The following is a 15,069-nucleotide window of genomic DNA, read 5'->3' as shown; positions in this document are numbered from 1 at the left end:
CCCGCTCGTCCAGGCCGATGGCCGCAACTCCGTCGAACCGCTGCCCGCGTCAGCTCCCCACTACCGCGTTGCGGTGGTTAGTGCCGTGTGAGCTGCGCGATGGTACTGCCGATGTTGCCGCTTCCGGTGAATCCCAGTCGTCATATTCAGCGTTCCTCCGGAAGAGCCGTATCGTGGTCATTTGCCGCAGTCGGTGCCATTCGGGTCGCTGCCGTCAGCCGGCGGGGAAGTAATGGCCGTTGTCCAGGTCGGCGAGCAGGCCGCGTTGAGCGGCTCCCGACCGAGGTCCGGCGGGTTTCGGGATCAAGATCCCGGCAGCGGCACTTCGCGCCGCCGTGCGGTCGTCGGCATCCGGCGGTCGGCCACGACCGTGGGCGTTCAGGCACGCCAGGGAGATCCTGACGACCCGCTCACGCAAGGACGGCGCGAGAGCTACCACGAGCTCGATCACCAGAAGAAGACCTCACTCGCGGCGATCGCCCCGCTCGACGACGCAGCCGCCACCCCGATGGCGCCCGATCCGAACTGCTGGAGGCCCACCCGGGAGTCGAACCCGGACCGTCCGGCTTTGCAGGCCGGCGCACGACCGTCGTGAAGCAGGCCGAAGAACTTCGTGGAAGACGAGAGTGTCGAACCCTCCCCGGTGATCGTGCAAGGATCCGCCTGCGCTCCGGCGCGTCTCCCGAACCCATCCTCCGCATTTCTCGTACCCCCACCAGGATTCGAACCTGGACTGGACGCGTTCTGAGCGCGTTGCCTCTTCCGTTGGGCTACAGGGGCGAAAACAATGAGCACCGGCGCGCCGATAAAACGACAACAAAAAACCGCCCGGTCCGGTTTCCCGAGGGGCGGCTCCTGACCTGACGGTTGCCCGTCACGGCGGAGAGCCGGCACCACCCGGCAGGCAGGCGAGCCACGCGCACGACAGACACACGACGGTTTCCCGCCGCCGCGTCGCCCGCACCCACGTGCTCGCCATGACTTTCTCCCACTGAAGTTCCGAGGTGATGTGCATTCATCATGCACCCGCCCCGCAGCACCGTCAATCAGTTATCCGGCCACATTCACATCACACCGCTGGAAACCACCCGCTCCACGAATCGCTCCGCGACTTCGCGCAGTTTCTCGTTCTCGCGCTGCGACTGCTCGACCAAGAGAGCGAACGCGTCGTCGGCGCTGATCCGGCGGATCGCCATCAGCATGCCCTTCGCCTGGTCGATGACCGCGCGCGAGGTCAGCGCCGTCCGCAGGTGCTCGGCCGTCTCGCGGGCCTCGACGTACCGGTGGTACACGCGGAACACCGCTTCCACCGCGGCCGTGTACAGCTCGAGCACCTGGGCTTCGATCGCCTCGAAGCCGCCGTCCTGGCGGCCGTAGCAGTTGATCGCCCCCGAGTACTGCTCGTCGGCCACCAGCGGCGCGGCGAGGAAGCTCTCGAAGCCCGCTTCCCGGGCTCCGGTCGCGAACGGCGGCCAGCGCTCGGCCGCGCCCGTCACCGACGTGCGGACGATCTTGCCGCTGCGGACCGCCTCGAGGCACGGGCCGTCGCCGAGGCGGTACTGGTCGCCGTCCAGCTCGCCGACGACGGCGGCCGTCGAGGACGCCGTGTGCGGCACGCCGCCGCTGACCAGCGTGATCGACGCTTCGTCCACGCCCGGGACGGCGTGGCACACCTGCCGGCACACGTGCCGCAGCAGGATCGGGAGGTCGTCCTCCTGCCGCAGCACCGCGGTCAGCGCTTCGAGGGCCCCGGTGACGTCGTCGAGCACCGGTGCGGCCGTCGTGGTGGTGGGTTCCGGCCTTTCCATGTCCGCTCCTCCCGCTGGACGCCGAAAAGGTCGGGTACCCACTCCGCGCCCGCCCATGTCCCGGCACGCACGTTTGACGACGGCCCTGGCTTGGTAATCCGTCGCCATGGCGACGGAAGAGGCGGCTGAGCTGCCGCTGGACGGCGAGCTGGCGAGGGTCGCCGCGCGGATGTCGGGACTGCTGCTCTCGCGCGAGAGCGTCGATTCGGTGCTCGAGCTGATCGTCACCCTCGCGGGGATGACGATCACCACCGCGGTGGGCGCCGGGGTGACGCTCGTCGACGACGAGGGCCACCCCGCCACGACCAGCGCGTCCGACCCCCGGGTGCGCGACGCGGACGCCCAGCAGTACCAGCTCGGCGAGGGCCCCTGCCTGGCGGCGATCGCGGCCGGCGCGCCGAAGCGGATCGACGACGTCGCCACCGAACGGCGCTGGCCGCGCTGGTGCGCCGCGGCCGGTGACGCGGGTCTGCGGTCGGTGCTGAGCACGCCGCTCGTCACCGAAGACGGCTGCCTGGGCGCCATCAAGATCTACGCGACCGCCGCCGGCGCGTTCAGCCTCGCCGACGAAGCGACGCTCGGGACGTTCGCGGGCCGCGCCGCCGTCCTCGTCGCCAACGCCCGCGCGTACGAGCGGGCGAGCCGCTTCAGCGAGCGGTTCAAGGACACGCTCCGCGAGCGCGACGCGGTCACCATGGCGAAAGGGTTCCTGATGGGCCGCGACGGCCTCGACGAGGACGCCGCGTTCGACCGGCTGCTGGGGCTGGCGCGCGCCGGCGCCCGCAGTCCCGCCGAGGCCGCCGCCGACCTGCTCTCCCCCGCGCCCCGGGGAGAGTGAGCCGCCGATGCGCTACCTGCCCGAGGACGAACAGCAGCGGCTGCTTGCCGCCTGCTACGAGCGGAGCCGGTTGACGCCGGAACAGCTGTGGATGCGCTACTTCGCGCTCGGCGGCGGCCAGAGCCTCCTGGAGCTGGACGCCTACCTCCACGGGCTCACCACGCTGCCCCGGGTCGACCGCGACATGCTGGCCCACGCCGTCAACGAGCGGCTCGACGAGCTGGCCGGGCCGTCGCGCGCGCCCTACAGTCATTCGTTCCGCGACGGGAAGCCGTTGCACGGCCCGCTGAAGGCGCTCGTGGACCTGCTGGAGGGCGCTCACCGCGCGCCGCCCGAACGGCTGCCCGCGGTCGTCGCCGAAGCCGGCCGCGCGCTCGACCTGCGGATCGGCATGTACCTCGCCGACTACGACCAGCGGACGCTGGTGCCGCTGCGCGCGGAGGCCGCCGCGGAGCTGGACATCGAGACGAGCGTCGCCGGGGACGTCTTCCGCCGCGCGGAGACCGTCGTGACGCGGGACGGGCCCGCCCCCACGCTGTGGACGGTGCTGCTCGACGGCGTCGAACGGCTCGGGGTGCTGGAGATCGTGCCCACCGACGACGCCGACCTGGACGACCCGATGCTGCGGGAACAGTGCCACTGGCTGGCGACCCTGCTCGGCCACCTCGTGACGATCACGACCCAGTACGGCGACGGCCTCGACGTGCGGCGCCGGCGGCAGCACCGCGCGACCCCCGCCGAGCTGCTGTGGCAGAGCCTGCCGCCGCTGACCGGCGCGACCGACTGCGTCATCGTCGGCGCGAGCGTCCAGCCGGCGTACGACCTGCGCGGGGTGGTGTTCGACTACGCGCTCTCGGAACGGCGGGCGCGGCTGGCGATGTTCGACGCGGGCACCCGCACGGACGGGGCCGGTTACGCGGTGGTGAACGCTCTCGCCGCCTACCGCGCCAACCGGCGCGACGGGGCTTCGCTCGGGGAGCAGTACACCGCCGTCGGCCGGGAGCTCGCGGGGGCGGAACCGGTCGTCACCGGGGTGCTCGCGGAGCTGGACCTGCGGACCGGCACGCTGCGCTGGCTGACCGCCGGCCACCACCCCGCACCGCTGATCGTCCGCGACGGCCGGACGCTGGCGGAGCCGGAGGCCGGCCCGGCCGAGGCCACCGCGGGTGAGCTGCCGCGGGCCGTGGAGGTGCGGCTGCGGCCCGGTGACGTGCTCGCGCTGTACTCGCACGGCCTGACCGGGACCACCGACCGGGCCGGGACGCCGTTCGGCCGGGAGCGGGTGGCCGGGTACCTCGCGGAGGAGCGGCTGCCGCCGGAGGCCGCGCGCCTGCTGACCCGTGCCGTCGCCGATCACGGCGCGGGCGAGCCGCGCTCGGACGCCGGCGTCCTGGTCGCCCGCTGGGTACCGCGCTGAGCGCTCGCTCAGCAGGCGGCGTTCTGCATCCCCGCGGACAACAGCTCCCGCAGCGCGTCCGACAGCGAAGCGAACATCGGGACCACCGCGGCGAGGCCCGTGATCCGGAACAGCCGCGCCAGAGTCCGGCTGTTCGCCACGACGACCAGCCGCCCGCCCTCTTTGCCCGCGAGCTCCGCGGCCGCCGCCAGGGCGCGGGCGCCGGCCAGCCCGAGGAACGCCACCTGCGACAGGTCGACCACCGTCGTCCCCGGGGGCGACGCAGCCAGCTCACGCCGCAGGACCGGCAGGGTCAGAGTGTCGATCTCGCCGGCGAAGGTCAGCACCAGCAGACCGGGGCGGTACTGGGTCCGGCGCGCCGTGAGCGGCGCGGACCGCGTGGGGACCGGGAACGTGGGGGACACGGATTCGGCAGGCCTTCCGCGCCGGCGTGGGCCGGCGACGCAGAGGGGTGATCAAGGTCGGGATCTTGATACCCAAACCGCCGGAACGGAAACGCCCTCTTTCCCGGTGGACGCCGGCTCGGGCCGGACGGCCGGGCACTGGTGAAGACCCGCCGATCGTGCTCGCCCGCGACCCGAACGGGCGGTTTGCTCCCGAGCCACACCGGGGTAACCGATCTTCACCAACCGAGGAGGCGCCATGGACCGGCGGTACCGGTGATGTTCAGCGAAGTCGTGGTGGTCGGGCAGATCGCCCGTGACCTGGTCGTCGAGGTCCCGGATGCGCCCGGCGCAGACTCGTCGGCGCCGGTGAAGCACCGCAAGGAGATGCTCGGCGGGAAGGGCGCCAACCAGGCCGTGGCGCTGAGCCAGCTCGGGGTGGCGGTGTCGCTGGTCGGCGTCGTCGGGCAGGACGCCGTCGGCGACGCGCTGCGCGCCCGTGCCCGCGCCGACCGGATCGGCACCTCGCACGTGGTCCGCCGGCCGGACACGGAGACGGCGCTGCTCATCGACGTGGTCGACAAGCACGGCCGCCGCCGCTACCTCGAGCACGTCCCGGACGCGACGCTGGTGACCGAGACCGACGTGTTCGCCGCGTCCGCCCCGATCTCGGCCGCCGGATCCCTCATCGTCCAGCTGCAGCAGCCGGCCCCGGCGGCGCTGCTGGCGGCCCGGCTCGCGCACACGGCGGGCACGCGGGTCGTGCTGGACGGCGCGCCCGGAGACGACGCCCTCACGACGGACCTGCTCGCCCTCGCCGACGTCGTCCGCGCCGACGGCCACGAAGCCGAACTGCTCACCGGACAGCCGGTGGACGACGTCGCCTCCGCGGCGCGCGCCGCGGCGGACCTCCAGCGTCGCGGACCGTCGGTGGTCGTGCTCGAGGTGGCCGGACAGGGGAACCTGTTCGCCGGGCCCGCGGAGTCGTTGTTCGTGCCGCACGTCGAGACCGAAGTGGTCGATCCGACCGGGGCCGGGGACGCGCTGGTCGCGACGCTGACCGCGGCGCTGACCCGCCGCCGCCCGCTGGAGACGGCGGCGTGCCTGGCGGTCGCGGCGGCCGCGGCGACGACCGAGCACGCGGGCGGACGGCCCCACCTGTCCGGCCCGGTCCTGGACCGGCTGCAGCCCCGGCACCTCGAGACCGTCCACGCCTGAGCGGGCCGCCGTGGGCGACTAACGCCCGGCATCCGGCCGCCTCCGCTTGCAGTGAATGACTCATTCCTGGCGTCCGGCGCAAGGAATGAGTCATTCACTGCGTCGCGAACCGGCCCGCTACAGGCCCGGTAGCTTCTGCTCCACCCCGAGCAGCTTCGCGAACGGATCGCCGCGCTCGGCCAGCCGGGCGGGGACGTCCCGGATCGTCCACCGGTCCGGAGTGAGGGCGTCGTCGTCGAGTTCCTCCCACTCCAGCGGCACCGACACCGGCGCCCCGGGTCGCGGGCGCACGCTGTAGGGCGCGACCAGCGTCTTGTTGAGCACGTTCTGCGTGTAGTCGAGCCGGGCGCGGCCGCGGCGCTTGTCCTTCGCCCACGCCCAGCTGACCAGGTCCGGCAGGACCCGCCCGATGGTCTTCGACACCGTCTCCGCCCACGTCCGGGTCTGCTCGAACGTGCAGTGCGGCGCGATCGGGACCCACACCTGGATCCCGCGCTGGCCGGTCACCTTCGGCCGCCCGGTCAGGCCGAGGTGCTCGAGCGCCGTGCGGTGCAGCCGCGCCAGTTCCAGGACTTCCGCGAACGACGTCTCCGGACCCGGGTCGATGTCGAACAGCACCCAGGTCGGATGGTCGACATCCGCGGCACACGAAGTCCAGGCGTGCAGTTCGAGCGCGCCGTAGTTCGCCAGCCACGCCAGCGTGGCGACGCTGTCGGCCACGACGTACCGCTGGCTCTCCCCCGCCTCGGCGCGCTCGTTGCGCCACGTCGTCAGCCAGCCGGGCGCGTGCTTCGGCACTTCCTTCTGCCAGAAGCCCGGTTCGGTGACACCTTGCGGAAAGCGGTTCGTGTTGAGGGGCCGGCCCGCGAGGTACGGCAGCATGACCGGGCCGACGGTGACGTAGTAGCGGATCAGGTCGCGCTTCGTCACCGGCTCGCCGGTGCCCGCCGCCGGGAAGAGAACCTTGTCGAGGTTGGTCAGGGCCAGCTCCCGCCCCGCGACCGTCCACTTGCCCTTGGCGCCCAGGGCATCGAGGGCCGCCAGCTCGTCCTCGGTCGCCGCGGCGAAACCGACCGCCTCCTCGGCCTCCGCGGCGGGCCGGTCGCCGTGCCACAGCGCACCGGGCGCGGCCGCGACCTCGTCGTTCGTGCGGCCGCTCTTCACCGAGCGCGGGTGGTCCTCGGCGTCCCAGCCGGGCTCGGCGTGGTCGTCGTCCTTGTGCAGGAGGAACCACTGGTCCTTCTCCCCGCGGTTCGTGCGCACGAGGACGAACCGCCCGGCCAGCTTCTCGCCCTCGAGGTCGAAGTGCAGCGTGCCGTCCTCGATCGCGCGGGCCGGATCGGCGTCGACCGGCCGCCACACCCCGCGGTCCCAGACGATGACGTCTCCACCGCCGTACTCCCCGTGCGGGATCACGCCTTCGAAGCCGGCGTACTCGATCGGGTGATCTTCGACGTGCACGGCCAGCCGGCGGGCCTTGGGGTCGAGCGTCGGCCCCTTCGGCACCGCCCAGCTGACCAGGACGCCGTCGAGCTCGAGCCGGAAGTCGTAGTGCAGTCGGCGGGCGCGGTGCCGCTGCACCACGAACCGGTGCCCGCCCGGCGCGCCCGGCTCCCCGCCGGCCGGCTCGGCGGTCCGCCGGAAGTCGCGCATCTCCTGATAACGCCGCAGTTTGCGGCCCGGCACGTCAGCCATGACGACGGGGTACCCCGTTCACTCCGGCGACGACCACGGCGGATTCCGCTCCGCCAGCTTCCGGTACTCGTCCACCTCCTGCGGGGTCGGGTCGAGCCCGGCCGCCTCGGCGAACTCCTCCGGGTCCGTGTCGTCGCCGTCCGGTTCCGTCACCGCGATCACCCGCCGAGCGCGCCGCGGATGAGGTCCCGCGCGCGGTCCATGATCGCCGCCGGCGGGCCCAGCAGCAGATTCGCCTTCGCGCTCTCGACGCCGGCGTGCGGCCGGGTCGGCCCGACCGCTTCGGCCAGCTTGGCGGTCGCCGCCATCGCCCGCAGCCGCTCCGGCGGCCGGTGGGCGCGCAGCAGCGGGAACTCCTCCCGCTCTTCGTGCTCGGCGTGGGCGAGCACGTCTTCGCGCAGCTGGACGAGCAGCGTGTCGAACCCGTCGGCCTCGGGGCCCATCTTCTGCAGGGTCGTCAGGAGCTCCTTGGCCCGGTGCTCCTCGCCCAGCCGCGCGTCGACGACGGGTTCGGCCGCGGGCTCGAGGTCCCGGATCTCCGGGTGCACGACCAGCTCCTCCGCCGTCTCGTGCACCGCCAGCAGCCGCACGAGGTCGTGGAACAGCTCCGGTCGCCGGTCGCCTTCCGCGGTCTCCAGCGCGGCGAACAGCTCGCGAATCTCCCGGTGCTGCCGCTGCAGCAGCTCGATGACGTCTTCTTCCTTCTCCGGCACGGAAAGCCTCCTCCTCGTGGGTGGTAAGGAGGAAGGCTTTCCCCGTCGCCGGCCGGTTACTCCTGCCGGTTCGCCATCGTGAGCCACAGCACGCCGGCAGCGGTCAGCGCGATGCCCGCGACCGTCCACCACGACCACCAGGTGAAGAACGCGACGACCAGCCCGACGGCGAGCAGCACGCCCCCGCCGGTGTCGGCGTCCCCGGCCTTCGAGAATCCCCCGGCCACGGCCATCAGCCCCGCCTCCCGTCCACGGCGGCCACGATCAGCGCCGCGCAGTTCCGCACCGCGAGGCCGCGCTCCTGCGCCATCGAGATCAGGGCGGCCTGCGCGGCCGCGCCCGTCATGCCTTGGGCCACCAGTACTTTCAGCGCCATGGCCACGACGTCGGTGGCGGGCGGGCGCGGGGTGCGGACGGGCATCGGACGACCTCCGGCTCGGACAGGCGGCAACGAACGCGACCGGATACCCCGTCGCTCCCGGTTTCACACCGCTTCACCCAACCCGGCCGGGTGATCTCGGTTCAACTCCCGGCGAGCCCTGTTGCCTTCAGTCCCGGGCGAGCCACACCGCCGCGTCCGCCGGCAGCCGGCGGCCCTCGAGCGGCACGCTCGCCAGCAGCACCCGCCCGTCCTGCGGCAGCTCGCACGGCTCCGCCGACAGGTTGACCACACAGGCGAACCCCGGCTCCCGCACGAAGGACAGCACCCCGGGAGACGCCGGCGACCACGTCAGCGTCCCGTCGCCCAGTGCCGGGTGCGCCCGGCGGGTGGCGAGGGCCTCCCGGTACAGGCTCAGCATCGAACCCGGGTCGGCCGCTTGGGCCTCGGCCGTCGCCGTGCGCCAGTGGGGCGGCTGGGGCAGCCACGTGCCCGTCCCGCCGGGCGAGAACCCGAACGGCGGTGCCGCGCCCGACCACGGCAGCGGCACCCGGCAGCCGTCGCGGCCCCGGCGGGTGTGGCCGGACCGCTCCCACGTCGGGTCGGCGAGCACGGCCTCGGGCAGGTCCTCGACCTCTTCCAGGCCCAGCTCCTCACCCTGGTAGAGGTACGCCCCGCCGGGCAGCGCGAGCATCAGCAGCAGCGCCGCCCGGGCCCGGCGCCGGCCCAGCGCCAGGTCGCCGCCGGGCGCGAACCGCGTCACGTGCCGGACGACGTCGTGGTTGGACAGCACCCACGTTGCGGGCGCGCCGACCGCCTCCAGCGCTTCGAGCGTCCGGTCGATCACCTCGCGCAGCGCATCGGCGTCCCACGCGCAGCGCAGGAACTCGAAGTTGAACGCCGTGTGCAGCTCGTCCGGGCGCACGTACCGCGCCAGACGGTCCGGCCGGTCGACCCACGCCTCCGCGACGAACACCCGGTCCGGGCCGAACTCCCCCGCGATCTTGCGCCACGAGCGGTAGATCTCGTGCACGCCGTCGAGGTCCCAGTGCGGGTGGGACCCGCGGTCGGGCGGCTGCGTGATCTCTTCGTCCTCGGCACCGAGATCGGGGAGCGCCGGGTCCTTGAGCAGGCCGTGGGCGACGTCGATGCGCACGCCGTCGACGCCGCGGGCGAACCAGAACCGCAGCAGGTCCTCGAACTCGGCGCGGACCTCCGCGTTGTCCCAGTTGAGGTCGGGCTGCTCGGGGGCGAACAGGTGCAGGTACCACTCGCCGTCGGCCACCCGCGTCCACGCCGGGCCGCCGAACACGCTGCGCCAGTCGGTGGGCGGCAGCTCGCCGCCGGCGCCGCGGCCCGGCCGGAAGTGGTACCGCGCGCGTTCGGGTCCGCCGGCGAGCGCGGCGCGGAACCACGGGTGCCGGTCGGAGGTGTGGTTCGGCACGACGTCGATGAGCAGCCGCAGCCCGGCCCGGTGCGCCTCGGCGACCAGGTCGAGCACGTCGGAGTCGGTGCCGAACAGCGGGTCGGGGGTCCGGTGGTCCTCGACGTCGTACCCGCCGTCGACCATCGGCGAGCGGTACCACGGCGTGGTCCACACCGCGTCGACGCCGAGCTCGGCCAGGTGACCCAGGCGCGAGCGCAGGCCCGCGAGATCGCCGGTGCCGTCCCCGTCCGCGTCGGCGAAGCTGCGTACGTAAACCTCGTAGACCACGGCGTCGCGCCACCAGTTCGCGGAGTCCATGACACCCGAGTATCTACGCTGGAGCCGTGAGCGACGCGTGGAAGTGGGATCCGTCCCTCTATTCGGGCAGTGCCGGGTACTACGCGCGGGGCCGCGCCGGCTATCCCCCGGAGCTCGCCGAGGCGTTCGCGGCCGAACTGGAGCTGGAGCCGGCCGGGTCCGGACGCCTGCTCGACGTCGGCTGCGGGCCCGGCTCGCTCACGCTGCTGCTGGCCGGCTCGTTCGAAGAAGCGGTCGGGCTGGACGCCGACGCGGACATGCTCGACGAAGCGGACCGGCTGGCGACCGAGGCGGGCGTCCGGAACTGCCGCTGGGTGCACCGGCGCGCGGAGGAGCTGCCCGCCGGGCTCGGCCGGTTCCGGCTCGTCACCTTCGCGCAGTCGTTCCACTGGCTCGACCGGGCGCGGGTCGCCGCCGCGGTGCGCGGCATGCTGGCGCCCGGCGGCGCCTGCGCCCACGTGCACGCGACGACGCACCAGGGCGTCGAAAGCTCGGTGCCGCACGCGGAGATCGCGGAGCTGGTGCGGTCCTACCTCGGGCCGGTGCGGCGGGCCGGGCAGGGCAGGCTGCCGGACGGCACGGCCGCCGGCGAGCCGGAGATCTACCGCGCCGCCGGGTTCCGCGGGCCGCGGCGGTTCCAGGTCCCGGGCCGGGACGTCACCCGCACCACCGACGACGTCGTCGCCGGCGTCTTCTCCCTGTCCAGCGCGGCGCCGCACCTGTTCGGCGACCGCCGTGCGGAGTTCGAGGCCGAGCTGCGCGCGGCGCTGCACCGGGCGAGCCCGGCCGGCACGTTCACCGAGCGGCTGGGCGAGATCGCCGTCGACCTCTGGTGGCCCTGACGTCCACTGTGGACGGTTTACCAGGGGTTGTTGTCGTAGCCGTCGTCGTCGGCCTCCGCCGCGCGGGCCCGGCGGGCGCGCCGGGGGCTTTCGTCACGGGCGGACGGCCGCGAGTCCGGCCCCGGCGCGAACGGCGACGCCGCCCCGGGCTCGTCGCCGAACGCGTCCGTGGCGAAGGCCGAGGGCGGTTCCGTGGTGCCCCGGTCGGTGCTCCAGCCCGACTTCGTCTTGCGCTGCGCCACTTCGCGCACGTGCTGCACGTACCGTTCGGCCGCCTGTACCTGCTTGGTCATGTACTCGTGGGACTGGGCCTTGATCTCTTCGCCCCGCTGCTCGCGCAGGACGCGCCGCTCGGACTGTTCGCGGACGAGACCGTCGAGCTCGGCCTTCATCGCGTCGATCTCGCTCATGCGTCCTCCTACCAGGTCCGGGCGGACGGCGGGTCTTCGTCGTCGTTGAGGGAGCCGATGATCCGGCGGCCGGGCTCACCCAGGTTGTCGAAGACGGCGCCCTCGATCCGGTAGGCCGGCGACCGGCGTTCGGTGTCCCCTCCGCCGCCTTGGGCACCGCCGCCCATCGCGCCCATGGGCATGCCGGACATCGGCTGGCCGCCGCCGGGCCCGGCGGACGCGCCGGCCGGGGCGAACGCGGCCGCGGGCTGGGCGTGGGCCGCGCCGGCGCCGCTGTGGACGCCGTTCGACATCGGCGTCTCGCCGAGCCCGTGTCCTGCGCCGCCCGGGTCGAGACCGGCCGCCGAAATGCCGGCTCCACCGTGCGAACCGCCGCCGATGCCGGCGCCCGGGGAACCGGCGCCGCCGTGGCCGTCTCCGCCACCACTGCCGCCACCGCTGCCGCCGTCATGCGCCGCGGGGCCGTCACTGCCGTGCGACGCGAGGTCTTCGAGGGTGCCGCGGTGGTTCGGCAGGTCGTCGTCGAGCTTCTTGCCGGGGGTGTCGCCGAGGACGTCGGAGGTCTTGTCGTCCTCGCCGAGGGTGTAGGTCGTCGGCGTGCCGCTGCCGTCGTCGACGGTGACGACGGTCGGGCCGTCCGGGCCGTCGGGCCGCTCGGCGGTGATCTTGAGGTCGCCGTCCTCGATGTGGATCTTGCCGTCGGGGCCGGGGCAGTACGTGCCGTCGCCGGTCCCTTGTGGACCGTCGGCGCCCTTGGACCAGTCGAGCTTGAAGTCCTTGGCGTCGTCGGACCCGTCGCCGACCTTGATGTCCATCTTCCCGTCGTGGTCGGGTTCGGTCATCTCGAAGGTCTTGTCGCCCTGCTTGACCTTCAGGGTGTCGGGGGTGTCGTCGCCGTCCGGCTTGCCGTCACCGTCTTCGTCGCCGCCGAGCAGACTGTCGGGCTTGCCGTCGCCGTCCTTGTCCTCGCCGAGCAGACTGTCAGGCTTGCCGTCGCCGTCCTTGTCCTCGCCGAGCAGACTGTCGGGCTTGCCGTCGCCGTCCTTGTCGACACCCAGCGGGTTGTCCGGCTTGCCGTCGCCGTCCTTGTCGGCGCCGGGCTCGCCGGAGCCCGTGTCGCCGAGGCCCGCGCCGTCGCCGGAGTCCGTCTTGATGCCTTCGCCGCTGAACTCCTTCAGCGCGTCGGCTGCCTTCTGCTTCGCTTCTTCCGCGGCCTGCTCGGCGGCGGCTTTGCCGTCGTCGCCGGAGCCACCGGAACCGGAACCCGAACCGCCGCCCGAACCGGAGCCGCCGCCCAGACCGGACCCCGCCCCAGAGCCGGAGCCGCCATCGAGGCCTTCGCCGCCGCCCAGGCCGCTGCCCCCGGAGCCCAAACCGGCGCCGCTGCCGGACTCGGTCTGGATGCCCGGGCCGCTGAACTGGCTCAACGCGTCCGCGGCCTTCTTCTTGGCCGCTTCGGCGGCCGCGGCCGCCTCCGCCTGGCCGGTGTCGGACGGCGACGGCACCGACGACGGCGAGGTGTCATCAGAGCCGGAACCCGAACCCGAACCGCCACCCGAGCCGAGGCCGGAGCCCGAACCTGAGCCGGAACCGCCTCCGGAGCCCAGCCCGGAAGCCCCGCCCTCACCAGAGGGCGTGGACAGGTCGGGGATCGACGGCATCGAGCCCCCACCGCCGGCCCCCGAACCCGAGCCGGAACCGCTGCCCGAGCCGGACCCACCGCCGGAGACGTCGGGGATCGAGGGCACCGGACCGCCGCCGCCCCCGGGACCACTGCCCGAACCGCTCCCCGAACCACTGCCGGAGCCGCCGTCCGCGCCACTGGGCAAGTCGGTACCCGAGCCCCCGGATCCCGCCCCACCGCCGGGCACCCCGGAACCGGAGCTTCCGTCGGGAATCGACGGCACCGGGCCACCGCTCCCGCCGGCCCCCGACCCACCCGAACCCGAGCCGGAGCCGGAGCCCGACCCTGAGCCGGAGCCCGAACCACCGCTCCCCGAGCCGCTGCCCGAACCACCCGAGCCGGAACCCGAACCCGAACCGGAACCACCAGCGCCCGAACCACCCGAACCACCCGAGCCGCCGGGCCCACCGCCCGAGCCGCCGGCGGTGCCGGATCCGCCCGGCATGCTCACGCCCTCGAACTCGTTCTTGACCTTGCCCATGACCTTGTCGAGCGCGTCGTAGGCCTGGTCGACGAGCTCCTTGGTGTCCTTGCAGGTCTTCTCGAAGCCCTTGTAGAGCCGGTCCCACATGTCGGGGTTGAACTGGTTCTGGATCCACTGCTTGGCCAGGTCCTGGCCGTGCTTCTTGATCTCGTCGCCGTCGCAGCAGCCCTGGTCGTTGAGGGTCTTGACCAGGTTGGTGCCGAAGTTGAGGTCCATCCAGCCCGCGATCTGGGCGAGGTCCTGCTCGTTGCCGTGCTCGCCGCTGGCGACCGCGATGACCTTCTGCGCCATCGTGTAGTCGGCCTTGCCGACCAGGTCGGTGTACATGCCGATGACGGCGTCGGCCTTGCCCTTGCACAGCTGGAACACCGTGGTCGCGGTGGTCAGCGTCGCTTCGCTCACGTCGCCGAGCGTCTGGGACAGCTTCGCGGCCTTCGGCTGGATCTTGTCGTTGTAGGTGTCGGACGCGGCGTCCGCACCGGCGCCGCTCCACGTCTGGTACAGGGTCCCGAGCTGGGAACCGGTGTCCTCCAGCGTGCGGTCGACGGTCTCGGAGCCGGTCTTGAAGTGCGCGGCGTCCTGGACGAAGTTCGCGAAGCTGATCCCGCGCTGCTCGTCGAACGGCGCGCGGATGTCCTTGTCGAGGTCGAGCGCGCGGGTGTTGCCGCGGCAGTCGGCCGGGACCTTGGCCAGCAGCGACCCGAAGGTCTCGAACAGCTTCAGCGCGGGCGCGGCGGCGTCGAAGATCTCGTCGGACGTCTTCGTGCCGGTGGCGTCACCGCCGTTCTCGCCGGCCGCGGGCGGCTTCGTGTCGTTCAGCTTGGTCTTGCCGTCGTCGACGGCCTTCTTTTCCTGGTCTTCGTTGTAGGAGTTCTGGTCGCCGCTCGACTTGGCCTTGTCGTAGGCCTCGTCGACCGACTGCCCGGCGAAGAGCGGGTTGGCGTTGTAGGCGCCGGCGTACTTCTCGGCTTCCTGCCGCTTCTGCTTGATTTCGTCGGGTTCCTGGTCGGCCAGGAACGGCGGCGGGGGCGGGTTCTCCCGCAGCCAGCTGCTGATCAGCGCGCTCTTCTGAGCAGCGGGGACGCTCGGGTCGTCGAGGATCGCCTTGACGTCGGACCATTTCTTCTTGTCGGCCATCAGAGCGAGCCCCCGGCGTTCGTGATCGCGCCGGACTGGTTGTCTTCGTTGGTTCCGTAGCTCGTGCCGGCGGTGCCGAGGTTGGTGCCGAAGGAGCCCAGCGTGGTGCTGTAGCCCGAGACCGCCGCCCACAGTGCCTGCGCGCCGGCGGTGTACTTCGCCGCGTGGGCGTTGTGCGCCCGGCCGAAGCCCTCCGCGGTCACCTGCGGGCTCTCCAGGTCCGGGTTGTCGTCCAGCAGGTGCTCCGCCAGGTCCCCGATGGTCTTGGACGCCGTCGACAACGCTTCCGTCGTCGCGGTGTACCCCCCGCCGCTCAT

General features: G+C 73.0%; 15 protein-coding genes and 2 tRNA genes. 4 read left to right on the top strand and 13 right to left on the bottom strand.

Translation table 11 applies throughout. From position 1 onward, the window contains the following. Positions 1–529: 529 nt before the first annotated feature. The 3 genes from ACZ4TR_RS30365 to ACZ4TR_RS30355 all read right to left on the bottom strand — a co-directional run bounded on the left by ACZ4TR_RS30365 (position 530) and on the right by ACZ4TR_RS30355 (position 1,808). Positions 530–603, bottom strand: a tRNA-Cys gene (locus tag ACZ4TR_RS30365). A 104-nt stretch (positions 604–707) separates the two neighbouring features. Next, positions 708–780: transfer RNA gene (locus ACZ4TR_RS30360), tRNA-Leu, on the bottom strand. Positions 781–1,064: 284 nt separating this feature from the next. Beyond that, positions 1,065–1,808, bottom strand: a complete 744-nt coding sequence (locus ACZ4TR_RS30355; RefSeq protein ID WP_465290609.1) for an ANTAR domain-containing protein — start codon at positions 1,806–1,808, stop codon at positions 1,065–1,067. Between the two features lie 106 nt (positions 1,809–1,914). Here ACZ4TR_RS30355 and ACZ4TR_RS30350 point away from each other — a divergent pair, with 106 nt between their 5' ends. Next, positions 1,915–2,646, top strand: coding sequence for a GAF and ANTAR domain-containing protein (locus ACZ4TR_RS30350; protein ID WP_364526652.1), 732 nt, complete (start codon positions 1,915–1,917; stop codon positions 2,644–2,646). 7 nt (positions 2,647–2,653) lie between these two features. Next, entirely contained in the window at positions 2,654–4,063 is a 1,410-nt protein-coding gene (locus ACZ4TR_RS30345) for a PP2C family protein-serine/threonine phosphatase (RefSeq protein ID WP_465290607.1), read from the top strand. Between the two features lie 8 nt (positions 4,064–4,071). Here the strand turns inward: ACZ4TR_RS30345 and ACZ4TR_RS30340 are convergent, their stop codons facing one another. Then, the gene (locus ACZ4TR_RS30340) at positions 4,072–4,467 is read right to left on the bottom strand and encodes an anti-sigma factor antagonist (RefSeq protein WP_465290605.1); all 396 of its coding nucleotides are present in this window, start codon (positions 4,465–4,467) and stop codon (positions 4,072–4,074) included. Between the two features lie 258 nt (positions 4,468–4,725). Between ACZ4TR_RS30340 and ACZ4TR_RS30335 the strand changes: the two genes are divergently transcribed. Next, positions 4,726–5,664 (top strand): PfkB family carbohydrate kinase, encoded by a 939-nt coding sequence (locus tag ACZ4TR_RS30335; protein WP_465290603.1) that lies wholly within the window; start codon positions 4,726–4,728, stop codon positions 5,662–5,664. Between the two features lie 117 nt (positions 5,665–5,781). Here the strand turns inward: ACZ4TR_RS30335 and ligD are convergent, their stop codons facing one another. The 6 genes from ligD to ACZ4TR_RS30305 form a co-directional block, all read right to left on the bottom strand. Beyond that, complete coding sequence (gene ligD / locus ACZ4TR_RS30330; RefSeq protein WP_465290601.1) at positions 5,782–7,359, bottom strand: non-homologous end-joining DNA ligase; 1,578 nt, start codon at positions 7,357–7,359, stop codon at positions 5,782–5,784. Positions 7,360–7,377: 18 nt separating this feature from the next. Further along, on the bottom strand, positions 7,378–7,512 hold the full coding sequence (locus tag ACZ4TR_RS30325; RefSeq protein ID WP_364526662.1) for a hypothetical protein: 135 nt from the start codon (positions 7,510–7,512) through the stop codon (positions 7,378–7,380). Between the two features lie 5 nt (positions 7,513–7,517). Continuing rightward, complete coding sequence (locus ACZ4TR_RS30320; protein ID WP_465290599.1) at positions 7,518–8,072, bottom strand: hemerythrin domain-containing protein; 555 nt, start codon at positions 8,070–8,072, stop codon at positions 7,518–7,520. Positions 8,073–8,128: 56 nt separating this feature from the next. Continuing rightward, positions 8,129–8,305: a hypothetical protein gene (locus tag ACZ4TR_RS30315; RefSeq protein ID WP_364526666.1), complete on the bottom strand. Its 177-nt coding sequence runs from the start codon at positions 8,303–8,305 to the stop codon at positions 8,129–8,131. After that, positions 8,305–8,493 carry a hypothetical protein gene (locus tag ACZ4TR_RS30310; protein WP_465290597.1) on the bottom strand — a complete coding sequence of 63 codons (189 nt, stop codon included), beginning with the start codon at positions 8,491–8,493 and terminating at the stop codon, positions 8,305–8,307. Before ACZ4TR_RS30310 ends, ACZ4TR_RS30315 begins: the two co-directional genes overlap by 1 nt. Positions 8,494–8,620: 127 nt before the next feature. Then, complete coding sequence (locus ACZ4TR_RS30305) at positions 8,621–10,195, bottom strand: glycoside hydrolase family 13 protein (protein WP_465290595.1); 1,575 nt, start codon at positions 10,193–10,195, stop codon at positions 8,621–8,623. Positions 10,196–10,221: 26 nt separating this feature from the next. Between ACZ4TR_RS30305 and ACZ4TR_RS30300 the strand changes: the two genes are divergently transcribed. Next, a complete protein-coding gene (locus ACZ4TR_RS30300) occupies positions 10,222–11,037 on the top strand; it encodes a class I SAM-dependent methyltransferase (protein ID WP_465290593.1) in 816 nt (271 codons plus the stop codon). Between the two features lie 17 nt (positions 11,038–11,054). Here the strand turns inward: ACZ4TR_RS30300 and ACZ4TR_RS30295 are convergent, their stop codons facing one another. Genes ACZ4TR_RS30295 through ACZ4TR_RS30285 form a run of 3 tightly spaced genes read right to left on the bottom strand, consistent with a single transcriptional unit; the run spans position 11,055 to position 15,069 of the window. Then, positions 11,055–11,447 carry a hypothetical protein gene (locus ACZ4TR_RS30295; RefSeq protein ID WP_465290591.1) on the bottom strand — a complete coding sequence of 131 codons (393 nt, stop codon included), beginning with the start codon at positions 11,445–11,447 and terminating at the stop codon, positions 11,055–11,057. A gap of 8 nt (positions 11,448–11,455) precedes the next feature. After that, on the bottom strand, positions 11,456–14,752 hold the full coding sequence (locus ACZ4TR_RS30290) for a WXG100 family type VII secretion target (RefSeq protein ID WP_465290589.1): 3,297 nt from the start codon (positions 14,750–14,752) through the stop codon (positions 11,456–11,458). After that, positions 14,752–15,069: a hypothetical protein gene (locus ACZ4TR_RS30285; RefSeq protein WP_465290587.1), complete on the bottom strand. Its 318-nt coding sequence runs from the start codon at positions 15,067–15,069 to the stop codon at positions 14,752–14,754. The genes ACZ4TR_RS30290 and ACZ4TR_RS30285 overlap by 1 nt, the downstream gene beginning before the upstream one ends.

Source organism: Amycolatopsis sp. NPDC028719, from assembly GCF_055565395.1.
This window is presented reverse-complemented; position numbering and strand designations above follow the sequence as displayed.